The 22517-nt window shown below is 68.2% G+C and carries 20 protein-coding genes; 13 read left to right on the plus strand and 7 right to left on the minus strand.

The features are described from left to right. Positions 1 to 54: 54 nt before the first annotated feature. Positions 55 to 1248, plus strand: coding sequence for an aspartate aminotransferase family protein (locus QRN13_RS01300; protein WP_284876532.1), 1194 nt, complete (start codon positions 55 to 57; stop codon positions 1246 to 1248). 139 nt (positions 1249 to 1387) lie between these two features. Continuing rightward, positions 1388 to 2302 (plus strand): ornithine carbamoyltransferase, encoded by a 915-nt coding sequence (gene argF, locus QRN13_RS01305; protein ID WP_017506612.1) that lies wholly within the window; start codon positions 1388 to 1390, stop codon positions 2300 to 2302. 536 nt (positions 2303 to 2838) lie between these two features. Here argF and QRN13_RS01310 read toward each other — a convergent pair. Together QRN13_RS01310 and QRN13_RS01315 are read right to left on the minus strand one after the other, a co-directional pair. Next, on the minus strand, positions 2839 to 3336 hold the full coding sequence (locus tag QRN13_RS01310; protein WP_091750666.1) for a pyridoxamine 5'-phosphate oxidase family protein: 498 nt from the start codon (positions 3334 to 3336) through the stop codon (positions 2839 to 2841). A gap of 61 nt (positions 3337 to 3397) precedes the next feature. Beyond that, a complete protein-coding gene (locus QRN13_RS01315) occupies positions 3398 to 3616 on the minus strand; it encodes a hypothetical protein (protein ID WP_045810644.1) in 219 nt (72 codons plus the stop codon). A gap of 216 nt (positions 3617 to 3832) precedes the next feature. Between QRN13_RS01315 and QRN13_RS01320 the strand changes: the two genes are divergently transcribed. The 3 genes from QRN13_RS01320 (at position 3833) to QRN13_RS01330 (ending at position 8521) form a co-directional block, all read left to right on the plus strand. Then, positions 3833 to 6691, plus strand: coding sequence for a tetratricopeptide repeat protein (locus tag QRN13_RS01320; RefSeq protein ID WP_284876533.1), 2859 nt, complete (start codon positions 3833 to 3835; stop codon positions 6689 to 6691). Positions 6692 to 6788: 97 nt separating this feature from the next. Next, complete coding sequence (locus tag QRN13_RS01325; protein WP_017506607.1) at positions 6789 to 7712, plus strand: sulfite exporter TauE/SafE family protein; 924 nt, start codon at positions 6789 to 6791, stop codon at positions 7710 to 7712. After that, the gene (locus QRN13_RS01330) at positions 7712 to 8521 is read left to right on the plus strand and encodes a TIGR02186 family protein (protein ID WP_091750657.1); all 810 of its coding nucleotides are present in this window, start codon (positions 7712 to 7714) and stop codon (positions 8519 to 8521) included. Before QRN13_RS01325 ends, QRN13_RS01330 begins: the two co-directional genes overlap by 1 nt. Here QRN13_RS01330 and gluQRS read toward each other — a convergent pair. Further along, entirely contained in the window at positions 8505 to 9368 is an 864-nt protein-coding gene (gluQRS, locus tag QRN13_RS01335) for a tRNA glutamyl-Q(34) synthetase GluQRS (RefSeq protein WP_284876534.1), read from the minus strand. The two genes, QRN13_RS01330 and gluQRS, sit on opposite strands and share 17 nt — an antisense overlap. Before the next feature lie 78 nt (positions 9369 to 9446). Here gluQRS and QRN13_RS01340 point away from each other — a divergent pair, with 78 nt between their 5' ends. The 3 genes from QRN13_RS01340 to QRN13_RS01350 all read left to right on the plus strand — a co-directional run bounded on the left by QRN13_RS01340 (position 9447) and on the right by QRN13_RS01350 (position 11455). Beyond that, the gene (locus QRN13_RS01340; protein ID WP_284876535.1) at positions 9447 to 10097 is read left to right on the plus strand and encodes a DNA-3-methyladenine glycosylase family protein; all 651 of its coding nucleotides are present in this window, start codon (positions 9447 to 9449) and stop codon (positions 10095 to 10097) included. Continuing rightward, the gene (locus QRN13_RS01345) at positions 10094 to 10753 is read left to right on the plus strand and encodes a trimeric intracellular cation channel family protein (protein ID WP_066552818.1); all 660 of its coding nucleotides are present in this window, start codon (positions 10094 to 10096) and stop codon (positions 10751 to 10753) included. Before QRN13_RS01340 ends, QRN13_RS01345 begins: the two co-directional genes overlap by 4 nt. A gap of 141 nt (positions 10754 to 10894) precedes the next feature. Further along, positions 10895 to 11455: an HNH endonuclease gene (locus tag QRN13_RS01350; RefSeq protein WP_026108602.1), complete on the plus strand. Its 561-nt coding sequence runs from the start codon at positions 10895 to 10897 to the stop codon at positions 11453 to 11455. Here QRN13_RS01350 and QRN13_RS01355 read toward each other — a convergent pair. The 3 genes from QRN13_RS01355 to QRN13_RS01365 form a co-directional block, all read right to left on the minus strand. Next, positions 11452 to 11913 (minus strand): VanZ family protein, encoded by a 462-nt coding sequence (locus QRN13_RS01355; RefSeq protein WP_284876536.1) that lies wholly within the window; start codon positions 11911 to 11913, stop codon positions 11452 to 11454. The two genes, QRN13_RS01350 and QRN13_RS01355, sit on opposite strands and share 4 nt — an antisense overlap. 93 nt (positions 11914 to 12006) lie before the next feature. After that, a complete protein-coding gene (gene pdeM, locus QRN13_RS01360; RefSeq protein ID WP_284876537.1) occupies positions 12007 to 12759 on the minus strand; it encodes a ligase-associated DNA damage response endonuclease PdeM in 753 nt (250 codons plus the stop codon). Then, on the minus strand, positions 12756 to 15302 hold the full coding sequence (locus QRN13_RS01365) for a ligase-associated DNA damage response DEXH box helicase (protein ID WP_502868567.1): 2547 nt from the start codon (positions 15300 to 15302) through the stop codon (positions 12756 to 12758). Before QRN13_RS01365 ends, pdeM begins: the two co-directional genes overlap by 4 nt. 151 nt (positions 15303 to 15453) lie before the next feature. Here QRN13_RS01365 and QRN13_RS01370 point away from each other — a divergent pair, with 151 nt between their 5' ends. From QRN13_RS01370 to hisC, 5 genes are read left to right on the plus strand one after another with little or no spacing between them, the layout of a single operon-like run. Then, the gene (locus QRN13_RS01370) at positions 15454 to 18309 is read left to right on the plus strand and encodes an ATP-dependent DNA helicase (protein WP_284876539.1); all 2856 of its coding nucleotides are present in this window, start codon (positions 15454 to 15456) and stop codon (positions 18307 to 18309) included. 1 nt (position 18310) lies between these two features. Further along, positions 18311 to 18784, plus strand: coding sequence for a Cys-tRNA(Pro) deacylase (gene ybaK, locus QRN13_RS01375; RefSeq protein ID WP_284876540.1), 474 nt, complete (start codon positions 18311 to 18313; stop codon positions 18782 to 18784). Positions 18785 to 18816: 32 nt separating this feature from the next. Beyond that, positions 18817 to 19875: a DUF2125 domain-containing protein gene (locus QRN13_RS01380; protein ID WP_284876541.1), complete on the plus strand. Its 1059-nt coding sequence runs from the start codon at positions 18817 to 18819 to the stop codon at positions 19873 to 19875. Further along, positions 19875 to 20561 (plus strand): hypothetical protein, encoded by a 687-nt coding sequence (locus QRN13_RS01385; protein WP_284876542.1) that lies wholly within the window; start codon positions 19875 to 19877, stop codon positions 20559 to 20561. The genes QRN13_RS01380 and QRN13_RS01385 overlap by 1 nt, the downstream gene beginning before the upstream one ends. Before the next feature lie 14 nt (positions 20562 to 20575). Then, positions 20576 to 21679 (plus strand): histidinol-phosphate transaminase, encoded by a 1104-nt coding sequence (gene hisC, locus QRN13_RS01390; protein WP_284876543.1) that lies wholly within the window; start codon positions 20576 to 20578, stop codon positions 21677 to 21679. 47 nt (positions 21680 to 21726) lie between these two features. Here hisC and QRN13_RS01395 read toward each other — a convergent pair whose 3' ends face one another. Beyond that, entirely contained in the window at positions 21727 to 22506 is a 780-nt protein-coding gene (locus QRN13_RS01395; RefSeq protein WP_284876544.1) for a MipA/OmpV family protein, read from the minus strand. Positions 22507 to 22517 lie beyond the last annotated feature (11 nt).

The following is a 22517-nucleotide window of genomic DNA, read 5'->3' on the forward strand; positions in this document are numbered from 1 at the left end:
CCGGCTCCGTCGCGCTCGCGCCGGGGCCGTCTCGCTTTTGGAGGTCTTGGTCCCGTGTCCACTGAGCATTTGATGGGTGTCTACAATCGCGCGCCGCTGGAAGTGGAACGCGGCCGAGGCGCGCGTCTGTGGGCGACCGACGGGACCGAATATCTCGACTGCGTCGCCGGCATTTCAACCAACGGCCTGGGCCACGCCCACCCCGAACTGGTCCAGGCGGTCAAGGATCAGGCCGAGAAGCTGTGGCACGTCTCCAACATCTTCCGCATTCCGGGTCAGGAAGCGCTGGCTGACGCCCTGTGCGAATCCAGCTTCGCCGACGTGGTGTTCTTCACCAACTCGGGCACCGAAGCCGTCGAATGCGCGCTGAAGACGGCGCGCAAATACCACTCGGCCAATGGCGCGCCTGAGCGGATCGACATCTACGGCTTCGACGGCTCGTTCCACGGTCGGACCTATGGCGCGATCAACGCCGCCGCCAACCCCAGCTATACCGAGGGCTTCGGCCCGCCGATGCAGGGCTTCCACCAGCTGAAGTGGGGCGACCACGAGGCGATCAAGGCCGCCATCGCCAACCCCACGACCGCCGCCATCATCGTCGAGCCCGTGCAGGGCGAGGGCGGCTGCCGCGCCATGCCAGAACAATGCCTGCGGGGGCTGCGCGACCTATGTGACGAACACGGCGTCCTGATCATCTTCGACGAGGTCCAGTGCGGCATGGGCCGGACCGGCAAGCTGTGGGCTCATGAATGGGCGGGCATGGCGCCGGACATCATGGCGGTGGCAAAGGCCCTGGGCGGCGGCTTCCCCATCGGCGCCTGTCTGGCTTCGGCCAAGGCGGCCAAGGGCATGACGGTCGGCGTTCACGGCTCGACCTTCGGCGGCAACCCCCTGGCCATGGCCGTCGGTCAAAAGGCGCTAAGCCTGATCAACAGCCCCGAGACGCTGAACAACGTCAACGAGGTCGCCGGCTATCTGAAGCAGCAGTTCGCCGGCCTTCAGGAACGCTTCCCCGATGTGATCGCCGACGTCCGCGGCAAGGGCCTTCTGATCGGCATCAAGATGGTGCCGAACAATCGCGAGTTCATGGCCCTGGCGCGCGACACGCAGCAGTTGCTGATCGCCGGCGGCGGCGACAACTGCGTGCGACTGCTGCCGCCGTTGAACCTGACGCTGGACGAGGCCCGCGAAGCCGTGGCCCGTTTCGAAGCGGCCTGCGAGGTCGCCCGCGAAGAGCTGGCGGCCTGAGCCCGACATCCGCTCATCCCCGCGAAAGCGGGGACCCACTTCTTTCGAGAACGCGGGATCGACGGATGAAACACCCGACGGGCGGCTGTCGCCCACAGCACTAGGTCCCCGCTTCGCGGGGATGAGCGGAGCTAGACATATGGTCCGGCACTTCCTCGACATCCACCGGCTGGACGCGGCGGATCTGCGTGCCATCTTGGACGACGCCCATGCCCGCAAGGCCGCCCGCAAGGGCTGGCCCCAGGGTCGCGCCGACGCCGATGCGCCCGGCAAGGACCGCGTCCTGGCGATGATCTTCGAGAAGAACTCGACCCGCACGCGGTTCAGTTTCGACGCGGCCATCCGCCAGCTGGGCGGCTCGTCCATCATCGCCACGGCCTCCGACATGCAGCTGGGGCGCGGCGAGCCGGTGGAGGACACCGCCCGCGTCCTGTCGCGCATGGTGGATGCGGTGATGATCCGCGCCAACGATCACGAGGATGTCGAGCGGTTCGCCCGCGTCTCGACCGTGCCGGTGGTCAACGGCCTGACCGACCGGTCGCATCCGTGCCAGATCCTGGCCGACTTGCAGACGATCGAGGAGCATCGCGGGCCGATCGCCGGCAAGACGATCGCCTGGATCGGCGACGGCAACAACGTCTGCCACAGCTTCATGCACGCGGCGCCCAAGTTCGGCTTTCATCTGAACGTCGCCTGCCCGGCGGAATACCACCCTGACCTTCGCGACCTGGCCAAGGGCGGCGACGCCGTCACCCTCACCAGCGATCCGCGCGAGGCGGTCAAGGGCGCCGACGTCGTCGTCACCGACACCTGGGTCTCCATGGGGGATCAGGACTATGAGGCGCGCTTGGCGGCGTTCGAACATTACGGCGTCGATGAAGCCCTTATGGATCTCGCCGATCCCGAAGCGGTCTTCCTGCATTGCCTCCCCGCCCACCGTGGCGAGGAAGTCACCGACGCCGTCATCGACGGGCCGCGCTCTCTGGTCTGGGACGAGGCCGAAAACCGCATCCACGCCCAGAAGGCCGTTTTGGCCTGGTGCTTCGGGGGATGACATTGGAGGACTGGAAGGCGATGTCGACCGCGTCGCGCTTCTGGTTTGTCGTTGTAATGCTTCTGGCTGTTTCGGTCGGCGCCTTCGCGCTCTTCACCGCGGCGGCGCCGACGCTTGATCCGGGCAAGTTCTTTTATGAAGCCTCACCGTTGAAGGTCGCGTCGGCATATCGTCTTACAAGGGGCTGCCGGTGCTCGTGATCACTGACAGAGAGGGCCGCAATCACGCGTCGCGATGCAACCCTTATGATCGTGACCAGGCCTGCGTTGATTTGGCGCTGGTCAGAGGGCTGCGCCAAGGCCAGCAGGTCAACGTCGGATTTATAAGAGCCAAGTTCTGGCCGTCAGCTGACGACGCGATCGTCCGCTTGGCTTCGAACGATCATGTTTTTCTGGAGTGTGCCGATCGGCTCGATGCGTTGGGAGTGGACCGCTCGCGAATATCCGGGGTCGAGCGGATATCTGGCTGCTGACAGTAAAAAGCCGGGGATCGCTCCCCGGCTTTTCCAGATCACCACAGATTAGTAATCAGTCTTCTTACAGCTTCACGTCCGACACGCCGCCGACATCCGGGACGCTCTTGGTCAGGTTGGCCTTGAGAACTTCATAGCCGAAGCCGAGTGCGCCCTTGTCGGACACCCAGACGCGGCCGTCGTCGGCGTCGAAGCGGACGAGGGTCAGGTGGGCGTCGTCCTTGCCGTCCGGGTACCAGGCGGCGACGACGGGGTTCCAGTATTTCTCGATGCGGCTGCGGTCCTGATCGATGGCCAAGCGGCCGTGGATGCAAGCCTGAACCTTGCCGTCCTTGGCTTGGTAGCAAAACATGCCGTTCTGGCCGCCGCCGGCGACGTCACGGGCGAAATCGGTGTCGTCGCGGGTGAAGAACCAGATGGTCCCCGTCTCGTCCTCGCCGAAACCGGTCATGGGTTGGTGGTGATAGCCGGGGCGATCGATGCCCAGCATGCCGGTGTTGGACTCCTTCAGGCTTTTCCAGAATTCCTTCTCGGCCTCGGCGGGGGTCAGTTTGTCGGACACGCGGTCTCTCCTTGAGTGGTTCGCAAGGTTCAACCGACCGGCCCCAATCGGGTTCCCGCCTCTAGGCGCCGGGTATCCAGGGCGCACGCTCGGCGCCGAATAGCGTCGCCAGGTGGATCAGCAGCAGCATGGCGATCGCCGCCGCGCCCACCATCAGGAACCGCCACGGCATCAGGCGCGGTCCCTTGAACGGATCTGGCGGCCGGGCGCCGCGCCATCCGCAAAAGACCATGACGGCGAGGGCGACGCCCAGCAGGACGAGGGTGGTGGTCAAGCTCATGCGCCGCAGGTGGCGAAAGCCGCGCCGCTTGGCAAGCGAACCCTTGCCGGGAGGTTAATCTTCATGCCGCGTTAACCGAGATGATTCACAAATCCGGCTGTCTGGCGTGATGTCCACAGGATTGGGATATCGCTGCTAGATATTGCGGTTAACCATCAGTTTACACCCTCGATATTGACGGTATAGCCTTCGTCGCATGGGCTGGGAGACGAATCAGTGAGCGCTGCAGCGCCGTGGAGCGTTAAGGGAATCGATCCCAAAGCACGCGAGGTCGCCAAGGATTTGGCGCGCCGGTCCGGCATGACGCTGGGCGAATGGCTCAACTCCATGATCATGGAAGACGAGGAGGAGGGCTACGCCACCCTGCCGCGTCGCTCTCAGGCCGCCGAATACGAACGCCGCAACCGCAGCCGCCGTCTGGACGACGCCTATGAGGTCGAAGACAGCCAGCAGCGGATCAGCGCCTCCATCGATGTGATCGCCGCCCGGCTGGAAGCCGCCGAACGTCGCTCGACCGTCGCCATTCAGGGCGTGGATCAGGCTGTCGCGGGGCTTATGCGTCGGCTGGACGGCCAAGAGGTTGAGGCGCAGGGCGCCGCCCGCCGCATCGACGACATCGCTGAGGAATTGCGCGAAGGGCATCGCCGCCTGCGCGCCTTCGAACGCGACACCGGCCCGTCGACCCAGGAAGCCTTCGGCAAGATCGAGACCTCCTTGGGCGCCCTGACCGGGCGCCTGTACGACATCGAGGAACGCCAGCGTTTGGGCGTCAGCGATCTGCGCGAGCGGATGGAGGCGGTCGAGAAGGCCGCCGGCCCCGGCGTCGGCACGGAAATGCTGGCCCAGGTCAGCGCGCGTCTGGACGAGGCCCAGAACCGCACGACCGAAGCCCTGAAGACGCTGGAACGCTCGTTCGCTGCGCTGGACCAGCGGATGCGGACGGCCGAAAGCCGCGTCGAGCCGGAAGGCGCGCGCGACCTGGCCCGTTTCGAGAAGCTGGCCGAAAGCCTGTCGCGTCAGATCGACAACAATCGCGCTGAGATGATGCAGCGTCTGGACGCTGCCGAAACCGGCGCGCGCATCGACCGTATCGAACGCGCCGTCCAGGCTGTCGGCGATCAGTTGAAGGCGTCCGAAGAGAAGGGCGCTATCGGCCTTGAGGCCATGGGCCGCGAGGTCCTGCGCATCGCCCGCAACCTGAATGCGCGCGTCAAGAAGGTCGAGACGGACAACGACGGTCGCACCGACGCCGTCGCCCGCGCCGCCGCCGACGTCGTCAGCCAGACCATCGAAACCGAGGTCGCCCGCCGCGCCGAGCGTCTGGACCAGGAGTTCGCCCGCCACGTCGACCGCGTCGACCAACGTCTGACCGCCAGCGACGATCGCCACGCCATCGCCCTGGAGAAGCTGGGCGGCGAGATCACCCGCATTTCGGACCAGCTGAGCGATCGCATCGCCCAGTCCGAGCGCCGCTCGCAGCAGGCGCTGGAAGACATCGGCCGACGCCTGTCGGAAAGCTCGGACAAGATCGAGCAGCGCTACGACCGCGCCTCCGGCGAACTGGCCGAGCGGATGCGTCTGAGCGAGGAGCGCACCGCCCGTCTGCTGGCCGAGGCTCGCGAAAGCATCGACGCCCGCGCGCCGACGCCGATCCGTGACAAGCCGCTGGACAATGAGCCCGCGTGGACCCCGGCGCGACAGGTGCTGGAACGCGCCGCCTCGGCGACCATACAGGCCCCGATCCAGTCTGCATCCATCGAAGGCGACTGGCGCGCCGCCGCCTTCCCCGATGAGACCTTCACCGACCAGGACGCCTGGTCCAGCGATCCGGTGACGCCCGAAGTCGCGACTGCTGCGCCCTTCCCATCGGCGCCCGTCGGTCAGACCGAGGCCGAGCCCGCCGAGGCGCTGACCGACGAAATGCCGATGCGCCAGGTCGATCCCGACGGCGTCGAACCCATCATCCAGCCCTTCAGCGGTTTCGGCGGCGCCGACGTCGAGGATGCGCTGGAGGCGACGTCGCCGGGCTTCTCGACCGCACCGGCCGAAAAGCGTGACGCCGCCGTCCTAGACGCGGACGACGACGATTTCGGCGGTGAAACCGAGTTCGTGGATCCGCGCCGGCTGCGCTCCAGCATGGAAGCCGCCGCCGCCGCCGGCCGCGCCGCCTCGACCCGCAGCACCATCGACGCCGCCCGTGCTGCAATCACCGCGCCGGCTGAACCGGAACCTGCGCCCCGGTCGGGGTTCGGCCTGAAGCGCGGCGGCAAGTCCAAGCTGCAGGAACGGCTGGACCGGCAGGCGTCCAAGGACGGATCGACGGTCAAGAAGGCCTTTCTGGCTTCAGTCACGGCGGTCGCCCTGACCGGGGGCGTCTATGGCTATCTGTCCCTGACCGACGGCGGTGCGCCGGACTTCGAGATGCCCAGCTTCGGCGGCGGCTCGACGACAAACGGCGCCGTGCCGCTGGCCGCGTCGGCGGTGACGCCGACCGGCCCGAAAGCGACCTTCGACATCGGCGGCCCCGGCGCGGCGGACTATGAGGCGGCGATCGGCAAGCTGGAGGCCGGCGACAACTCTGGCCTGGACGGCATGAAGCGCGCCGCCAACCTAGGCTACGCCCCCGCCCAGACCTATCTGGGTCAGCTGTATCTGGACGGCGCCAATGGCGTGCCCGCCGACCCAGCTCAAAGCCGTCAGTGGGGCCGTCGCGCGGCCGAGGGCGGCGATCCGCGCGGGATGCATCTGTATGGGATGCAACTCTTTGAAGGCGACGGCGGCGCGACCAATCAGGCCGAGGCCCTGACTTGGCTGCTGAACGCGGCCGAGCGCGGTCTCCCGGACAGCCAGTACAATGTCGCGCGCATCTACGAGACCGGCGCCGACGGCGTGGCCAAGAATCCGACCGAAGCGCTGAAATGGTACATGATCGCCGCGCGCGGCGGGGATGCGGAGGCCCAGGCCGCCGTGACGCGCCTGCGTCCGACGGCCAGCGCCACGGCCCAGCGCGCGGCCCGCACCGCCGCCGACGCCTTCGTGGCCCAGTCGCAGGGTCAAGCCCAGGCGACAGGCTAGATTCCTAGGCGCCGGGCGGCTATCGGTCGCCCGGTCGTCCCCGACCTCGCCCGCCTGACGGCGATTCTTGTGTCCGCTCCAGCCGAAGGCGCGTCCTTTGGACATCTATCTGCCGATCGCCGAGGTTTCGGTGAACTGGCCGACCCTGGTGATCCTGGGGGCGGTGGTCGGATTCGTGTCCGGCCTGTTCGGCATCGGCGGCGGCTTCCTGATGGCCCCGATCCTGGTTTTCCTGGGCATTCCACCGACCGTCGCCGTCGCCAGCCAGGCCAGCCACGTCGTGGCTTCCTCGACGTCGGGCGTCATCCGCTATGCGGGCGCTGGTTCGGTCGATTTCAAGATGGGGTCAGTGATGGCGGCCGGGGGGGCGGCCGGCGCCCTGGCGGGGGTCGAGCTGTTTCGCTACCTGCGCCTGCTGGGCCAGGCCGACCTGGTCGTGGCCCTGTCCTATCTCGTCTTCCTAGGCGCGATCGGCATTCTGATGCTGAACGAAAGCCTGACCGAGATCCTGCGCCGCCGCCGGGGGCTGCCTGCGCCGCACAAACAGCGTCGGCGGCCGATGTGGCTGTATGGTCTGCCGCTGAAGATGAAGTTCCCCAAGTCGGGTCTGTATATCAGCGCCTTGCCGCCGTTCGGCCTGGGCGTCTTCGCGGGCGTCCTCTCGGCCATCATGGGGGTGGGCGGCGGCTTCATCCTGGTCCCGGCCATGCTCTATATCCTGCGCATGCGCGCGGGCGCGGTGGTGGGCACCAGCCTGTTTCAGATCATCATCACCACCGCCATCACCACCATCCTGCAAGCCGGACGAAACCAGACGGTCGACATCGTCCTATCCACCATCCTGCTGCTGGGCGGCGTGGTCGGCGCCCAGATCGGCGCGCGGTTCGCCGGGCGGTTCCGCGCCGAGGAGTTGCGCGCGGCGCTGGGCCTGATCGTTCTGCTGGTCGGGATCCAGATGGGGCTGGATCTGTTCGTGCGGCCCAACGACATCTTCATGATCGCGCCGGGGATCGCCGACTGATGCAGGCGCTTCCTCCCCCTCCGCCCCCCGTCGCGGCCCCGCCGCTCGATCGGTCCGAAGCGACGACCGGCGACCTGCGCGTCGCCGCCGCCCTGACCGACGCCCAGGTCCGGGTCGACAGCAGCTTTCGGGGCGCGTCCATCGTCCTATACGGCGCGGTGTTCAATCCGACGCCCGAACCTGCGGATGTCGTGGTCGTGGTGCGCGGGCCGGACGCGCCGATCCGCCTGGTCAAGAAGACGCGCACGTCCGGTGTCTGGCTGAACAGCCGGCCCGTGCTGTTCGAGGGTGCGCCCGGCTTCTACATGACCGCCTCGACGCGCCCGCTCAGTGATATCGCGGACTTCGGCCAGCTGCGCCGCCTCGGCGTCGGCGTCGATCACCTGCGCATCGACGCGCCCGAGGAAAGCCGCACCGTCACCCGCTACGGCGTGCGCGATGTGGTCGTCAGCCGTCTGGGCGACGACTATCTGGATTGGCGCCGCGCGGTGATCCGGCTGAAGGAGGCCGCCGCCCTCTATGACACCGATTCCGAAGGCGTCGAGTTCGTCGACCGGGGCCTGTTCCGCGCCGAGGTCAAGCTGCCGACCGTGGCGCCCACCGGCAAATACTACGCCGAGGTCTGGCTGTTTCAGGACGGCGAGCCGCAGTCGGTGTCGAATCTGACCCTGACGGTCGAAAAGGTCGGACTGGAGCGCGACATCTATGAGTTCGCCCACCGTCGGCCGTGGCTGTACGGCGTGCTGTGCGTCGTCCTGGCCGCCCTGACAGGCTATGGCGCCTCGCGCATCTTCAGCCGGCGGAGCTGAAGCCCAGTTCGGCGCGCAGGGCTTCGGCCGTCAATCCGCCGGCCCTCAGCTCGGCCAGGGTGATTGAGCGATCGCGCTTGGCGTAGCGCCGTCCGTCCGGCCCTGTCAGCAAGGCATGATGACGATAGGTCGGCGCCGGCCAGCCCATCAGGGTCTGGATCAGCCGCTGCACATGCGTGGCCTCGAACAGGTCCTGGCCCCGGATCACGTGTGTGATCCCCTGCAAGGCGTCGTCATGCGTCACGGCCAGATGATAGGCGACGCCCGTATCCTTGCGCGCCAGAACCACATCGCCCGCCGCCTCGGGATCGACGGCGACGACGCCGCTTTCGCCGTTCGGACCCTCGCCCTCCTCGACGAAACTCAGGCCGTTCCAGGTCGCCTCGCCCAAGGCCTCCCGCGCCCGATCCAGCGAGAGCCGCCATGCGAACGGAGCGCCCGAGGCCAGCAGATGCGCCTCCTCGTCGGCTGAATGCGGACCGGGCCTCGCCGCCTCCATCGCCCCGTGCGGCGCGTCGCCGATGGCGCTCAGGATCTCCTTGCGCGTGCGAAAACACCGATAGAGCAGGCCTCGCGTCCGCAGATTTTCGATCACGGCGGCGTACTCTCCAAGATGATCCGACTGGCGCTGGACCGGCGTCTCCCAATCCAGACCTAGCCAAGCCAAGTCCTCGAGAACGCCCGCCTCATATTCCGGCCGGCATCGCGTCGGATCGATATCCTCAATGCGCAGCACGAACCGCCCGCCCGCCGCCTTCGCCGCCGTCCAGGCGGTCAGGGCCGAAAAGGCGTGGCCCTTGTGCAGGCGGCCGGTAGGCGAGGGGGCGAAGCGGGTGGCGAACATCACGACGCTCCTTAGCGGTTTGCGGTCCTCAACGGCGCCCCCGCTCTTTCCGACAAGCGCGACGGGCCGTAAGCATAGCGTATGCCGCTCGCACCCACGCCTGATGATATCGCCGCCGCGCGCCGGGCGCTGGTCACCGCTGATCCGGCGCTCGTTCGCGTGGACGCCCAGACGCCGCCGCTGGAGTGGCGGTTGAGAGTTGGCGGGTTCGAAGGTTTGTTCCGCATGATCGTGGAGCAACAGGTGTCGGTGGCCTCGGCCGCTTCGGTCTGGGCGCGGCTGCGTGAAGGCATGGGCGGCATCACGCCCGAGCTGTTGCTGGCGCACGATCTGGATCAACTGCGCGGCATGGGTCTGTCGCGACAGAAGGCGACCTATGGACAGGTGATCGCGCGGGCGCAGATCGCGGGCGAGATCGATCTGGAGCATCTGGCCAACCTGGATGACGAGGCGGCGATTGCGTCCCTGACGGCGCTGAAGGGCGTCGGCCTGTGGACGGCCGAGGCCTATCTGATGATGTGCGAGGGGCGGCTGGATGTCTTCCCCGGCGGCGACGTGGCCTTGCAGGAGGCGATCCGTTGGGCGGACGGCGCAGAGGTGCGGCCCGATCAGAAGGGCGCCTATGCCCGCGCCGAGATCTGGCGGCCCTATCGTGCGGTCGCCACCCATCTGCTGTGGGCCTGGTACACGGGCGTGAAGCGCGGCGAGATCGCGCTGGATGCGCCGGCATGACCCCGCTCGATCCCGCTCTGACCGAACCGCTGCGCAATCCGCAGACCGTGTTAACCGCGCTGGATTTCGCCGGCGTGGCGGTTTTCGCCGCCACCGGCGCCCTGGCCGCCGCGCGCGAGAAGCACGACGTCGTCACCTTCGCCTTCTTCGGCGCCATCACCGGCGTGGGCGGCGGGACGCTGCGTGACCTGCTGCTCGGCCTGCCGGTCTTCTGGGTGCAGGACTGGCGCTATCTGGCGGTCTGCCTTTTCGCCTCGACGGCCCTTTGGCTGGTGGGGCAGCGCGACTGGCGGTTTCGCGCCCTGCTGTGGCTGGATGCGGTGGGTCTTGCGGCCTATGGCGTGATGGGGGCGGCCAAGGCCGAGGCAGCCGGGGCGCCGGCCCTGATCTGCATCGTCATGGGCACGCTGACGGCCTGTTTCGGCGGGGTGGTGCGCGACACCCTGGCGGGTCAGCCGTCGATCCTGCTGCGGCGAGAGATCAACGTCACGGCCGCGATCCTGGCGGCGACGGTCTATATGGTGCTGAGGGCGCCGGGCGTCGGCGTCTGGCCTGCCGCCATCGTCGCGGCGCTGTCGGGCTTCCTGCTGCGCGCGGCCGCCTTGCGCTGGGGCTGGACCCTGCCGGGGTTCCCGACCCACGCGCGACGGGTCTGAGGCAGGACGTCACGAAAACGCTGCACACTGGTCATGGCGATGATCGGGAATCAGGGGTAGGCTGATCTCACAAGACTAGGGAAGGAGACGTGTCCTCACCTCTGTCGCCTCAAAATCCCCCCGTCCGCGCGGGAGGGCCTGATGCAGGTTCTCCATCGACCACCCTCCGGCTTCCCCGCCCTGGTGTTGAACGCCGACTTCCGGCCGCTGTCCTATTATCCGCTGTCGCTGTGGCCGTGGGAGGAGGCGGTCAAGGCGGTCTATCAGGACCGCGTGGACGTGGTGTCCCTGTATGACAAGGTCGTCCGCTCGCCGTCGATGGAGATGCAGCTTCCCAGCGTGATTGCGCTGCGCAGCTATGTGGATCAGGACCGCAGCCCCGCCTTCACGCGCTTCAACGTCTTTCTGCGCGACGGCTTCGCCTGTCAGTACTGCGGTCAGTCGGCCGAACTGACCTTCGACCACGTCATCCCGCGCTCACAGGGCGGACGCACGACCTGGGACAATATCGTCGCGGCCTGCAGCCCCTGCAATCTGGCCAAGGGCGGACGAACGCCGCGCCAGGCGATGATGCCGATCCGCCGCGAACCCTATCGCCCCAACGCCTGGCAGCTACAGGACGCCGGCCGACGCTTCCCGCCGCACTATCTGCACCAGAGCTGGCTGGACTACCTTTATTGGGACATCGAGCTGGAGCCCTAGGGGCGCAGGACGGCGACGCCCGGGCGGCTGGTTTCGACGCGGCGACGGCGCAGGCGGCGATCCAGACGGTCGATCTCGGCCAGCGTCATGTCCGGATGGCGGCGGAAGGCCTGGCGCAACTGTTCGATCCGGCCGGGCGCCCAGGCGGCGGCGACGCCGGCCGCACCCGCCAGGAAATCGATGACGGAGACGCTTCGGCCGGTCAGGGCCTGAAGCAGTTCCGCCCCGAAGGCGGCGGCGATGACATAGAGGGCCAAGTCGTCGCGGCGCTGGTTCGGCGCGATCAGGAACAGGCCGTTGGCCACGCCATAGAAGGCGATGACGTGGGCGGCCTTGTCGTTCAGGCCGAAGACCTGTTCCAGACCCTGAAAGGGCCCCAGCATCAGGACGGCCATGCCCAAGGCCGCCAGGGCGAAGCCGAGGCGGGCGGCCATGACGATGCGACGGGGCGTGAACATGAGGCGGGTGTCCGTGACATTGATCCGCCGTCATCCTGCATCGCTGTCCGCCAAGATGCGGTGAAGCGACGTGCTGAACGCTTTACGAACAAACTATCGCAGGATCGCCCAATCCAGGGCGTGGACCCGGTCGCGTCCCAGGGCGGCGGCCATGGGCGGGGCGGCGAACAGGTCGGCGATGGCGGGATCGCGCACGTTCAACCCGCCGGTGAAGGCGCCGAAGGCCGGCAGGACGATGCGCGATCCGTCGGTGACGAAGCAAGGACGGCGCACGCCGCGTCCATAGGCGGCGACCTTGGCGGCGGGGTGAAGGTGGCCCGCGACCTCGCCACGACGATCGTCGTCGGCGCTCAGCGCCTCCGGTTCGTGGGTCAGACGCAGCGCGCCGAGCATCATGTCGCCGACGACCCGGCCGGGCAGGCGGGACGCCGTGTCCGCATCGCGAGCGAGCGCCTCGCGGTCGTGATTGCCTTCCAGCCACAGCCAGTCGCGCCCCGCCGCCAGCCGGTCCAGCCGCGCCCGGTCGTCGGCCGCCATGCGGGGAATGGCCTTGGTGTCATGGAAGCTGTCGCCCAGCAGCATGACTACGGCCGGGTTCAGCTCGACAATCTCGGCTTCCAGCCTGTCCAGCGTGGCGCGGCTGTCATAGGGCGGCAGAAGCTGGCCGCGCACGGCGAAGGCTGACCCCTTTTCCAGATGCAGATCCGCGACGATCAGGGCGCCGTGGGCCGGCACCCACATCGCTCCGGAACAGCGCAATACGCAGGCCTCGCCTGCGATCCGCACGCTCAGCGAACCGCAGATCTTGCGGGCCGGGGACAGGGTCTGGCGCAGGGCGGCGTTCATGCGGCACCCGACGGGCTGGGCGGCTCGGCGTCGTCCATGACCTCGGCGATCAGCAGGTCGGCGCTTTCGTCCAAGATCATTTCGGCGGCGTCTCCGCTGACCCGCTCGCGTCCGATCTGGACCAGAACGGGCACGCAGAACGGCGAGGCGCGGTTCAAGGGTTGGTGGCGGATGCGCCCCTCGATGCGCGCCAGCATCTGGCCCAGGCGCGCCACGTCCAGCAGGCCGGAGGCGGCGTCGGCGCGGGCGGTCTTGAGCAGCAGATGGTCAGGTTGGTGGCGGCGCAGCACGTCGTAGATCAGGTCGGTGGAGAAGGTCACCTGCCGGCCGGTCTTTTCGGCGCCGGGCTGGCGGCGCTCGATCAAGCCCGAGATCAGGGCGCAATTGCGGAAGGATCGCTTCATCATGAAGCTTTCCTCCAGCCAGGCTTCCAGATCGTCGCCCAGCATGTCCGGCTGGAACAGGGCGTCCAGATCGATCGTGTCCATCGGCTTGATCGACCAGATCGCCAGCGAATAGTCGGTCACGACAAAGCCCAGCGGCCCGACGCCCATCCGGTCCAGCCGCCTGGTCAGCAGCATGCACAGGGTGGTGTGGGCCAGATTGCCCTCGAACGGGTATGCGACCAGGAAATGCCGGCTGCCGCGCGGAAAGGTTTCCACCAGCATGGATTCGGCGTCGGGAATGACCGAGCGGGTTTCCTGCAACTCCAGCCATTCCTGCACGTCGGGCGGCAGGACACGCCAGTGGTCGCGGTCGTGGATCATCGTCCGCACCCGGTCGGCCAACGAGGTCGACAGCGGGAACTTCGATCCGCCCCATGACGGAATCTTGGGGTCGCTGTCATTGGCGTGGGTGACCAGGGCGTCGGTCCCGGTGATGCCCTGAAACGCCCAGGTCTGGCCGGCGAACTGGAAGGTGTCGCCGGGTGTCAGCTGTTCGAAATACCACTCCTCGGCCTCGCCCACCTTGCGGCCGCCGATCAGCTGGCGCGAGGCGCCGCCGCGACGGCTGGCGACGCGAACGTTCAGCGTTCCCGCCGAGACGATGGCGCCGACGTTCATGCGGTGCCGCTGGGCGATGTGCTGGTTGCGGACCTTCCAGCGGCCATCCGGCGTGCGCACGATCCGGGCGAACCGGTCGTAGGTGCGCAGCGCATAGCCGCCGGTGGCGACGAAATCGACCACCTCCTCGAACTGCTCCCAGGTCAGGTCGCGATAGGGGCCGCAGCCGGTGATCTCGTCATACAGGACCTGCATGTCGAACGGCTCGGAACAGGCGACGCCCATGACGTGCTGGGCCAAAGTGTCGAGCGTGCCGATGTGGACCGGCTCCCAGTCGAAGGCGTTGTCGGCGACGGCCTCGCGCGCCGCCTGGCACTCCAGCATCTCGAAACGGCTGGCGGGCACCAGAAGCGCACGCGACGGCTCGTCCAGCCGGTGGTTGGCGCGGCCGATCCGCTGGACCAGGCGGCTGGAGCCCTTGGGCGCCGCCATCTGGATGACCAGATCCACGTCGCCCCAGTCGATGCCCAGATCCAGCGTCGAGGTGCAGACCACGGCCCTGAGATCGCCGCGCGCCATGGCCGCCTCGATCTTGCGCCGCTGCTCGGCCGCCAGCGAGCCATGGTGCAGGCCGATAGGCAGGTTCTCGTCGTTGATGGCCCACAACTGCTGGAACACGAACTCCGACTGCCAGCGGGTGTTGACGAAGATCAGCGCCAGGGTCGAACGCTGGATGGCGGCATACACCTCAGGAATTGCGTGCTGGCCCGTGTGGCCCGCCCACGGCACCTTGCCCTCGGAGATCAGCACGTCGATGACCGCAGGCGCGCCGGGGTCGCCGCGGACGAGAGTCACCGCGTCAAGAACCCCTCCACCGCCTTCGGCGATCCCCCTCCCCATGGCATGGGGAGGAAACAGGTCGGCCAGAGTCTCCTCCCCGCTTTGCGGGGAGGGGGACCGCGAAGCGGGGGAGGGGGTCTTCGTCTCCGCATCGCCCGGCGCCAACCACCGCCGGATCAGATCGGGATCCTCGATGGTCGCGCTCAGCCCCACCCGTCGCATATCGGGCGCGAAGCTCTGCAAACGGCCCAGCCCGAGCGACAACAGGTCTCCGCGCTTGCCGCTCCAGATCGCATGGACCTCGTCCAGCACCACGCACTTCAGATCGGCGAAATAAGAACGGGCGCCTTCCCAGGCGCAGAACAGGGCCAACTGCTCGGGCGTGATCAGCAGGATGTCGGGCGGAAAATCACGCTGTCGCTGGCGTTTGGACTGTTTGGTGTCGCCGGTGCGCGTCTCGACGTGGATATTCAGCCCGATCTCGCGGATCGGGGTCATCAGATTGCGCTCGACGTCCGTCGTCAGGGCCTTCAGCGGCGACAGATAAAGCGTATGCACCCCCGACCCAGGCCCGGTCGTCGGCTTAGGTTCGCGCTCGGCCAGGTCGATCAGGCTGGGCAGAAACCCCGCCAGCGTCTTGCCCCCGCCTGTCGGCGCGACCAGCAGGGCGTGGCGGCCGGCCTCCCCCGCCGCAACCATCTCCAGCTGATGCCGCCGGGGCGACCAGCCGCGCGACGCGAACCAGTCGGCGAACAGGGGCGGAAGCGTTGCGGGAGCGGCGGCGGTCGTCACGGACGGGATATAGCATGTTCCCGTTCCGTTTCAGCCCCAGGCTCGCTATCTATCGGACGTGTCCGACGAATCCGTCATTTTCGAAACCCGCCTGAGCGGCGCCCAGCCGTGGGCGAACTTGCCGCCGGCGCTCGCCACGCCGCCGGGCGCCGGTGCGGTGTGCGATGAGGCGGGGGCCAGGAAGATCGGACGCGGGGCGGCCGAGGGGTTCTTCAGCACCGGCCCGGTGATGGCAGCGCATGCGTCGCTGACGGCGCGCCGGTTGGGGCTGACGCCGCCGCCGCGATCGACTGATCTGATGGACGTGCTGGAGCTTTACGCCTTCGTGCGGCCGGCGCGCTTCTGTGCGCCGTCGCCGACGGGGTTGGCGCTGTCGCTGGGATCGGCCGAGCCGAAATCGGCGGAGGAACAGGCGGCGGCCCTGCGCGAGGCCGCGGGACTGCTGCTGCGCGAACTGGCCGATCCGGCCTATGCCGAGCGCGAGGCGGCCTATGTCCTGGCGCTGACGATGCAGCGCGCCGGCTGGGCCTGGGGCGAGCGGGTGGTACAGGCGCTGGAGGCCGGTGGCGTGCGGGCGCGCCAGCATCGCGGGTCAGGGATGGATGTCTGGTCGCGGCTGACCGAATGGGAGGACGAGGCGCCGCGCGGCGAGGCGGGATCGGCGCCGGTCGACAGCGAGAGCGCGCGCATCCGGCTGGAGAAATTGCTTCAGGCCTCGGGTCTGGACGAGACGCGGCCGACCCAATCGGACTACGCCGCCGAGGCCGCCTTCGCCTTTTCGCCGAGGAATGAGGAGGGGCGGCCCCGCATGCTGCTGGCCGAGGCGGGGACCGGCACGGGCAAGACCCTGGGCTATCTGGCGCCCGCCTCCCTATGGGCCGAGCGGAACCAGGGAGCGGCGTGGATCTCGACCTATACCCGCGCGCTGCAACGCCAGATCGACCGTGAAAGCCATTCGCTGTGGCCCGATCCGGCCGAGCGCAAGAAGAAGGCGGTAATCCGCAAGGGGCGCGAGAACTATCTGTGCGTCCTTAATCTTCAGGACATGGTGCAGGCGGCCCAGCTGGGGAATGGCGACCTGATCGGCCTGGCGCTGGCCGGGCGTTGGGCCCTGCATACGCGCGACGGCGACATGACGGGCGGGGACTTTCCCGGCTGGCTGCCCGGCCTGTTCGCCATGCCGGCGGCCCATGCGGCGGGAGCGGCCAATCTGGTGGATCGGCGCGGCGAGTGCGTCCACGCCGCCTGTCCCCACTACCGCGCCTGTTTCGTCGAAAAGACCATCCGCGCCAGCCGCCGCGCTGATTTGGTCATCGCCAATCACGCCCTCGTTTTGACCCAAGCGGCGTTCGACGGCGCACGCTCTGCGCGGGGCCAGAAGTCGGACGGTGAGACGGCGGCGCTGAAGCGGATCGTCTTCGACGAGGGCCACCACCTGTTCGACGCCGCCGACAGCGCCTTTTCCGCCTGCTTGTCGGGCCAGGAGGCGGCCGAGCTGCGCCGCTGGATCCGGGGGCCGGAGGGGCGGGGGCGTCGCGGTCGCGGGCTGGAACAGCGGCTGGGCGACATGGTCAACGACAATGAGGCGGCGATGAAGGCGCTGCAGGACGCCATCCGCGCCTCGGCCGCCCTGCCGGGGGAAGGCGTGTCGGGCCGCGTTGCGCCAGCCTCGGGCGAGGTCAATCCGATCGGCCCGATCGAAGCCTTCCTGGCCGCCGCCCTGGACCAGCTGCGCGCCCGCACGGCGGAGACCAACACCTATGGCGGGCCCGAGTTCGGCATGGAGTGCGCGCTGAAGCCGGTGACCGATCCCGTCGCCGAAACGGCGCGTGCGGCGGCCCAGGCCCTGGCCGCCATAGAGGCGCCGTTGCTGGCCCTGTCGCGGCATCTGGAGGACATCCTCGACGACGAAGCGGCCGAGTTGGACGGATCGCAACGGTCGCGTATCGAGGGGGCGCTACGCGGGCTGGATCGGCGCGCGCGCATGACCCTGCCGGGGTGGCGGTCGATGCTGGCGGCGCTGGAAGATGGCAGCGATCAGCCCGATCCCGACTTCGTCGATTGGCTGTCGGCCGAGACGGCGTTCGGCCGCATCCACGACGTGGCCCTGCGTCGCCACTGGATCGACCCGACGGTTCCGCTGGAGGCCGCCGTGATCGTGCCGTCGCACGGGGTGCTGGTGACGTCGGCCACCCTGTCCGATCCCTTGCAGGAAGACCCTTTCGACCTGGCGCGGATGCGGACCGGCTCGGCGCGTCTGATCGAACCGCCCCGCACCCTGAAGGTCGAGAGCCCGTTCGATTATGCGGCCAACAGCCGGGTCATCGTCGTCAACGACCTGGTCAAGGACGATCCGCGCCAGACAGCGGCGGCGATGCGCGAACTGTTCCTGGCGGCGGGCGGCGGGGGCCTCGGCCTGTTCACCGCCATTCGCCGATTGAAGGCGGTCTATGAGCGGCTGGGGCCGGATCTGGCGAAGTCGGGCGTGCCTCTATATGCCCAGCACGTCGATCCGCTGGAGGTCGGGGCGCTGGTGGACATGTTCCGGGTCGAGGAGAATTCCTGCCTTTTGGGCACCGACGCCGTGCGCGACGGGGTTGACGTGCCTGGACGGTCGCTGCGGGTGCTCGCCTTCGACCGTGTGCCTTGGCCGCGCCCGGATTTGCTGCACAAAGCGCGGCGCGAACGGTTGGGAGGGAAGGGTTATGACGATGCGCTGGCCCGCGCCCGCATCGCCCAGGCGTTCGGCCGGCTGATCCGGCGCGGCGACGATAAGGGGGTGTTCCTGATGCTGGACGCCGCCACCCCCACCCGCCTGTTCGCCAGCCTGCCGCCAGGGACCGAGGTCCAGCGCATGGGCCTGGCCGATGCGGTCGAGCTGACCCGCAGTTTCCTGAACCCCGAGACGACTTAGGATGTCCAAGACCACGCCCGCGACCGTCGCCCTGACCAAGGCCGGCGTCGCCTTCGCTCTGTTTCCCTACGACTATGATCCCGACGCGCCGCGCGTGGGATTGCAGGCCGCCGAGGCGCTGGGCGTGGCGCCTGAACAGGTGTTCAAGACCCTGATGGTCCTGATCGACGGCGCTCCGGCCTGCGTCATCGTGCCGTCCGACTGCGAGGTCAGCATGAAGAAGCTGGCGGCGGTGCTGGGGGCCAAGTCGGCCCAGATGATGAAGCCTGCCGACGCCGAACGGCTGACAGGCTACAAGGTCGGCGGGGTCAGCCCGTTCGGCCAGCGAAAGGCCGTCCCCACCGCGATGGACGAAACCGCCATCCTGTTCGATCAGATCCTGATCAACGGCGGCCAGCGGGGGCTTCTGCTGGGGCTGGCGCCGGAGGATGCGCGGCGGGCGGCGAAGGCGGTGCTGGCTGACCTGACCGCCTAGAAGGGCGAGGTGCGGCGCGCTATAGGTCCGGCATGACCGACGCCTCGACGACCAAGCGACACAGCCGCAAGGGCCTGTATGCGCCCTTCATCCTGGTGCTGATCGCGCTGGCGGCCTGGACCGGATGGTGGATCTTCCTGACGCGCCAGATCGATACGCGGCTTGAGGCCCAGGTCCAGACCCTGCGTCAGGACGGCTGGGACATCCGCTTCGCCGACAAATCCATCAAGGGCTGGCCGTTTCGCACCCATGTAGCGTTGACGAACCTGATCGTTCAGGCGCCGTCGGGCCATGCGATCAAGGCGACCGAACTGGCCGCGGAGGCCAACGCCTATCAGCCGACCAAATGGGTGGTGGTGGCTCCGCAAGGCCTGATGCTGACCCGCGCCGGCAAGGGCGAGGTTGCGGTCAAGGGCGACGCCATCCGCATGAGCGCCAGCGGCATCGATCAGCGCTGGCCCAATCTGGCGCTGGAGATGGTCAATCCGGTCTTCACGGCCCAGACCGGCGCCGAACCCTTCCCCATCGCTCGCGCGGCGCGGATCGAATTCTATGCTCGGCCGCATCTGGAAGGTTCGAGCGCGCCGACCGACGACGTCGATGTCATGTTCCGGCTGGTGGACGGGCAGGGGCGGGCGGACGGCCCCGTCGAAGGCTTCGCCCAGGACGGCCGCCTGACGACACAGCTGGAGGCCGAGATCGGCCAGGCCAGCCTGCTGAAGACTGGCGGCGATGCTGCGGGCGTCTTCTCCGCCTGGACAAAGGCGGGCGGAACCTTCCGCAATGTGCGCGGCGATCTGCAGGCCGGCGACAGCCGCGCAACCCTCTTCAGCGATGTCTTGCGAGCCGATGCGAACGGCCGGCTGACCGGCCAGGTCCAGCTCCAGGCGCAAAAGCCTCTGCCCGCCCTGGCCGGCCTGATGGCGACGCGTCAGGGGCCGGTGAATCGCATCGGTGCGGCAGGGGCCGCCGCCGCAGCGGGCGCCGCCGAGGCGACGGGTAAGGAGCAGCTGCCGCTGACGCTGGTCTTCCGCGACGGCCGCACCTGGCTCGGCCCCTTCCCGCTGGCCCCGGCGCCGAAGCTGTTCTAATGGCCCTGCTGGACGAGCCCGAAGCCGACGACGTCCTGCTGGCGCTGGATCGCGCCCTGGTCGAGGCGGTGCGGGCGCGGGTCGCCGCCGGTCCGCGCGACCGAGCCGACGCCTCGGCCATCGCCCTGCGTCAACTGTTAGACGGCGCCTCGCCCGATGAGGGTGCGGCGGTCAAGGCGGTGTGGGGCCGGATCGAGGTAGCGACCGGACCCGCGCTGGTCGTCTGTGGCGGCGTGGCCCAGGCCCTGGCCACGGACCGCTATGGCCTGCGGTCGCGGCCTATGTCCGCCGACGAGGCGTTGAAGGCGGCAGAGGCCGGCTCGCGCGCCGTGATCGACCTGTCGCCCGACCGGCCGTGGTGGGGCCGCCTGCTGGCGCGGCCTGAACTGAAGATCGTCGCCGCCCTGCCGGACGACCGGCGCGGCCGGCCCCAGGCCTTCGTCGTGTGCAAGGAGATGTCCGGCCCCACGGGCGACGACCGCAGCTTCTGGGTCACCGACAGCGGCTGGTCCGAGACCAAGATCGTGGACGCCCTGGGTGACGCGGGACTGGTCGCAGATCCGCTGGCGGCGGCGGGCGGGTTGAAGCTGTTCATGCTGACGGGCTATGTGCAGGTCGACGACGGGCGGCTGAAGAGCGCGCCCGGACGAATGAGCGGCGTGATCGGCGCCGCCCCCATCTTCTGAGATCAAGGCTTTCCATGACCGACGCGACCGCGCCACACGGCCCTGCCCCCAAGCCCGGCATCCTCGACATCGCCCCCTATGTCGGCGGCAAGTCGTCCATCGCCGGCGTCGCCGAGCCGATGAAGCTGTCGTCCAACGAGAACATGCTGGGCGCGGGCGAAAAGGCGCGTGCGGCCTATGAGATGGCAGTCAAGAATATCCACATCTATCCCGACGGCCGGGCGACCAAGCTGCGGAACGCGGTATCGGAACTGCACGGGCTGGAGCCTGACAGGCTGATCTTCGGCAACGGCTCGGACGAGGTCTTCGCCCTGTTGAACCAGACCTATCTGACGGCGGGCGACAACATCGTCTGCGGCCAGTACGGCTTTCTCGCCTACCGCATCAGCGCTTTGGGTTGCGAAGCCCAGGTCAAGCTGGCTCCCGAGCCGAACTTCAAGGCCGAGGTCGATTCGCTTCTGGCCCAGGTCGATGACCGGACCAAGATCGTCTATGTCTCCAATCCGTCGAACCCGACCGGCAGCTACAATACGGGCGAAGAAATCCGTCGCCTGCACGCCGCCCTGCCGGCCCACGTCATCCTGGTCGTGGACGAGGCCTATGCGGAATATGTGACCGAGGCCGACTGGGAAACCGCCTTCCCGCTGGCCAAGGACGCCGAGAACATCGTCGTCACCCGCACCTTCTCCAAGATCCATGGCCTGGGCGGTTTGCGCATCGGTTTCGGCTATGCGCCGCTGAAAGTCGCCGAGGCCATCGACCGCATTCGGCTGCCGTTCAACGTCTCGGTGCCGGGGCTTGAGGCCGCGACGGCCGCCCTGTCGGACGAGGCGCACCAGACGGCGTCGCGCGATCTGATCTCGAACTGGAAGCCGCGCCTGACCCAGGCCCTGCGCGGCTTTGGGCTGAACGTCCTGCCCAGCGCCGGCAACTTCGTGCTGGTGTTGTTCGACAGCGCCGAGCGCGCCGCCGCCGCCAACGACTATCTGAACACCAAGGGCATCATCGTCCGCCCTGTCGGCGGCTACGGCCTGCCTCAGGCTCTGCGCATCACCATCGGCACCGAAGACCAGAACCGCGCCGTCATCGATGCGCTGAGTGAGTTCGCGGCCACCTGATCAAAGGGCAAGAAGCGGCGGCCGCATTCGCAGCCGCCGCATTGCTATCAGCCGCCGAAGCGACGGGCGATGAAGACGCCGGTGCGGACGGCGTCGTCGCTTTGCGACAGGGGGCTGTCGGCCACGTCACCGAGGCGGCGTTCATAGTTAAGCAAGGCCCCGGCGCCCCAATTGTCGCCGACCGGGACCAGCAGGACCAGGCTGGCGCCCGCGCCCTGAAGCCCGCCGCCGGGGGAATAGGCGCTGATGCCGTTGGCGGCCGCCTCGGCGGTGCTGACGCCATAGTAGGCATCGGCCAGTTTGGAATCGCCGCCGCGCACATAGACCGAGGCGTTCAGCAGGCCGACCGACGTCACGCGCTGATGACCGACGGAGGCATAGTATTCCGTGCCCTCGCTGACGTCGGACACGTCGCGGCTGATCCGACCGCCGACGACCACATTGCCGGGCAGACGCTTGTAGGCGTAAGCGGCCAGGTCGGCGCCGAAGCCCGGACGATCCAGCGTCAGGCCTTCGATATCATCGGCCGAGAAGCGCGGGCGCAGTTGCAGGCCGGCGCGGAAGTCGTCGGTCTTGATCGCGTTCCAGCCCAGGCCGTCGATCGGGTTCAGATAGACCAAGTCGCGATAATTGGCCGAAACCCACGGAGCGACCGTCGTCTTGGAGCCCGTGTCGCCGTTGGAGTCATTGCGATAGAGGACGCCCGCGCCGAGATCGACGGTCCAGTTCTGGGGGGCGGGCCTGATCTGCTCGTAGGGTTGCGACTGGGCCAAGGCGGAGCCGGCGACAGCGGCGAAGGCGACGGAGAGCAGAAGGGGGCGAAGCATCGGGCGTTTCC

Origin of the sequence: Brevundimonas sp. MEB006b (genome assembly GCF_030209705.1) — a bacterium.
Taxonomy (GTDB): domain Bacteria; phylum Pseudomonadota; class Alphaproteobacteria; order Caulobacterales; family Caulobacteraceae; genus Brevundimonas.

Bases quoted from the DNA above. Each gene is read 5' to 3' on its own strand.
- ybaK (WP_284876540.1), top strand. From the start codon at position 18,311: ATGTCCAAGACCACGCCCGCGACCGTCGCCCTGACCAAGGCCGGCGTC.
- QRN13_RS01330 (WP_091750657.1), top strand. From the start codon at position 7,712: ATGCAGGCGCTTCCTCCCCCTCCGCCCCCCGTCGCGGCCCCGCCGCTC.
- QRN13_RS01340 (WP_284876535.1), top strand. From the start codon at position 9,447: ATGCCGCTCGCACCCACGCCTGATGATATCGCCGCCGCGCGCCGGGCG.
- QRN13_RS01395 (WP_284876544.1), bottom strand. From the start codon at position 22,506: ATGCTTCGCCCCCTTCTGCTCTCCGTCGCCTTCGCCGCTGTCGCCGGC.
- QRN13_RS01380 (WP_284876541.1), top strand. From the start codon at position 18,817: ATGACCGACGCCTCGACGACCAAGCGACACAGCCGCAAGGGCCTGTAT.
- QRN13_RS01355 (WP_284876536.1), bottom strand. From the start codon at position 11,913: ATGTTCACGCCCCGTCGCATCGTCATGGCCGCCCGCCTCGGCTTCGCC.
- QRN13_RS01315 (WP_045810644.1), bottom strand. From the start codon at position 3,616: ATGAGCTTGACCACCACCCTCGTCCTGCTGGGCGTCGCCCTCGCCGTC.
- argF (WP_017506612.1), top strand. From the start codon at position 1,388: ATGGTCCGGCACTTCCTCGACATCCACCGGCTGGACGCGGCGGATCTG.
- QRN13_RS01365 (WP_502868567.1), bottom strand. From the start codon at position 15,302: ATGGTTGCGGCGGGGGAGGCCGGCCGCCACGCCCTGCTGGTCGCGCCG.
- QRN13_RS01385 (WP_284876542.1), top strand. From the start codon at position 19,875: ATGGCCCTGCTGGACGAGCCCGAAGCCGACGACGTCCTGCTGGCGCTG.
- QRN13_RS01350 (WP_026108602.1), top strand. From the start codon at position 10,895: ATGCAGGTTCTCCATCGACCACCCTCCGGCTTCCCCGCCCTGGTGTTG.
- pdeM (WP_284876537.1), bottom strand. From the start codon at position 12,759: ATGAACGCCGCCCTGCGCCAGACCCTGTCCCCGGCCCGCAAGATCTGC.
- QRN13_RS01345 (WP_066552818.1), top strand. From the start codon at position 10,094: ATGACCCCGCTCGATCCCGCTCTGACCGAACCGCTGCGCAATCCGCAG.
- hisC (WP_284876543.1), top strand. From the start codon at position 20,576: ATGACCGACGCGACCGCGCCACACGGCCCTGCCCCCAAGCCCGGCATC.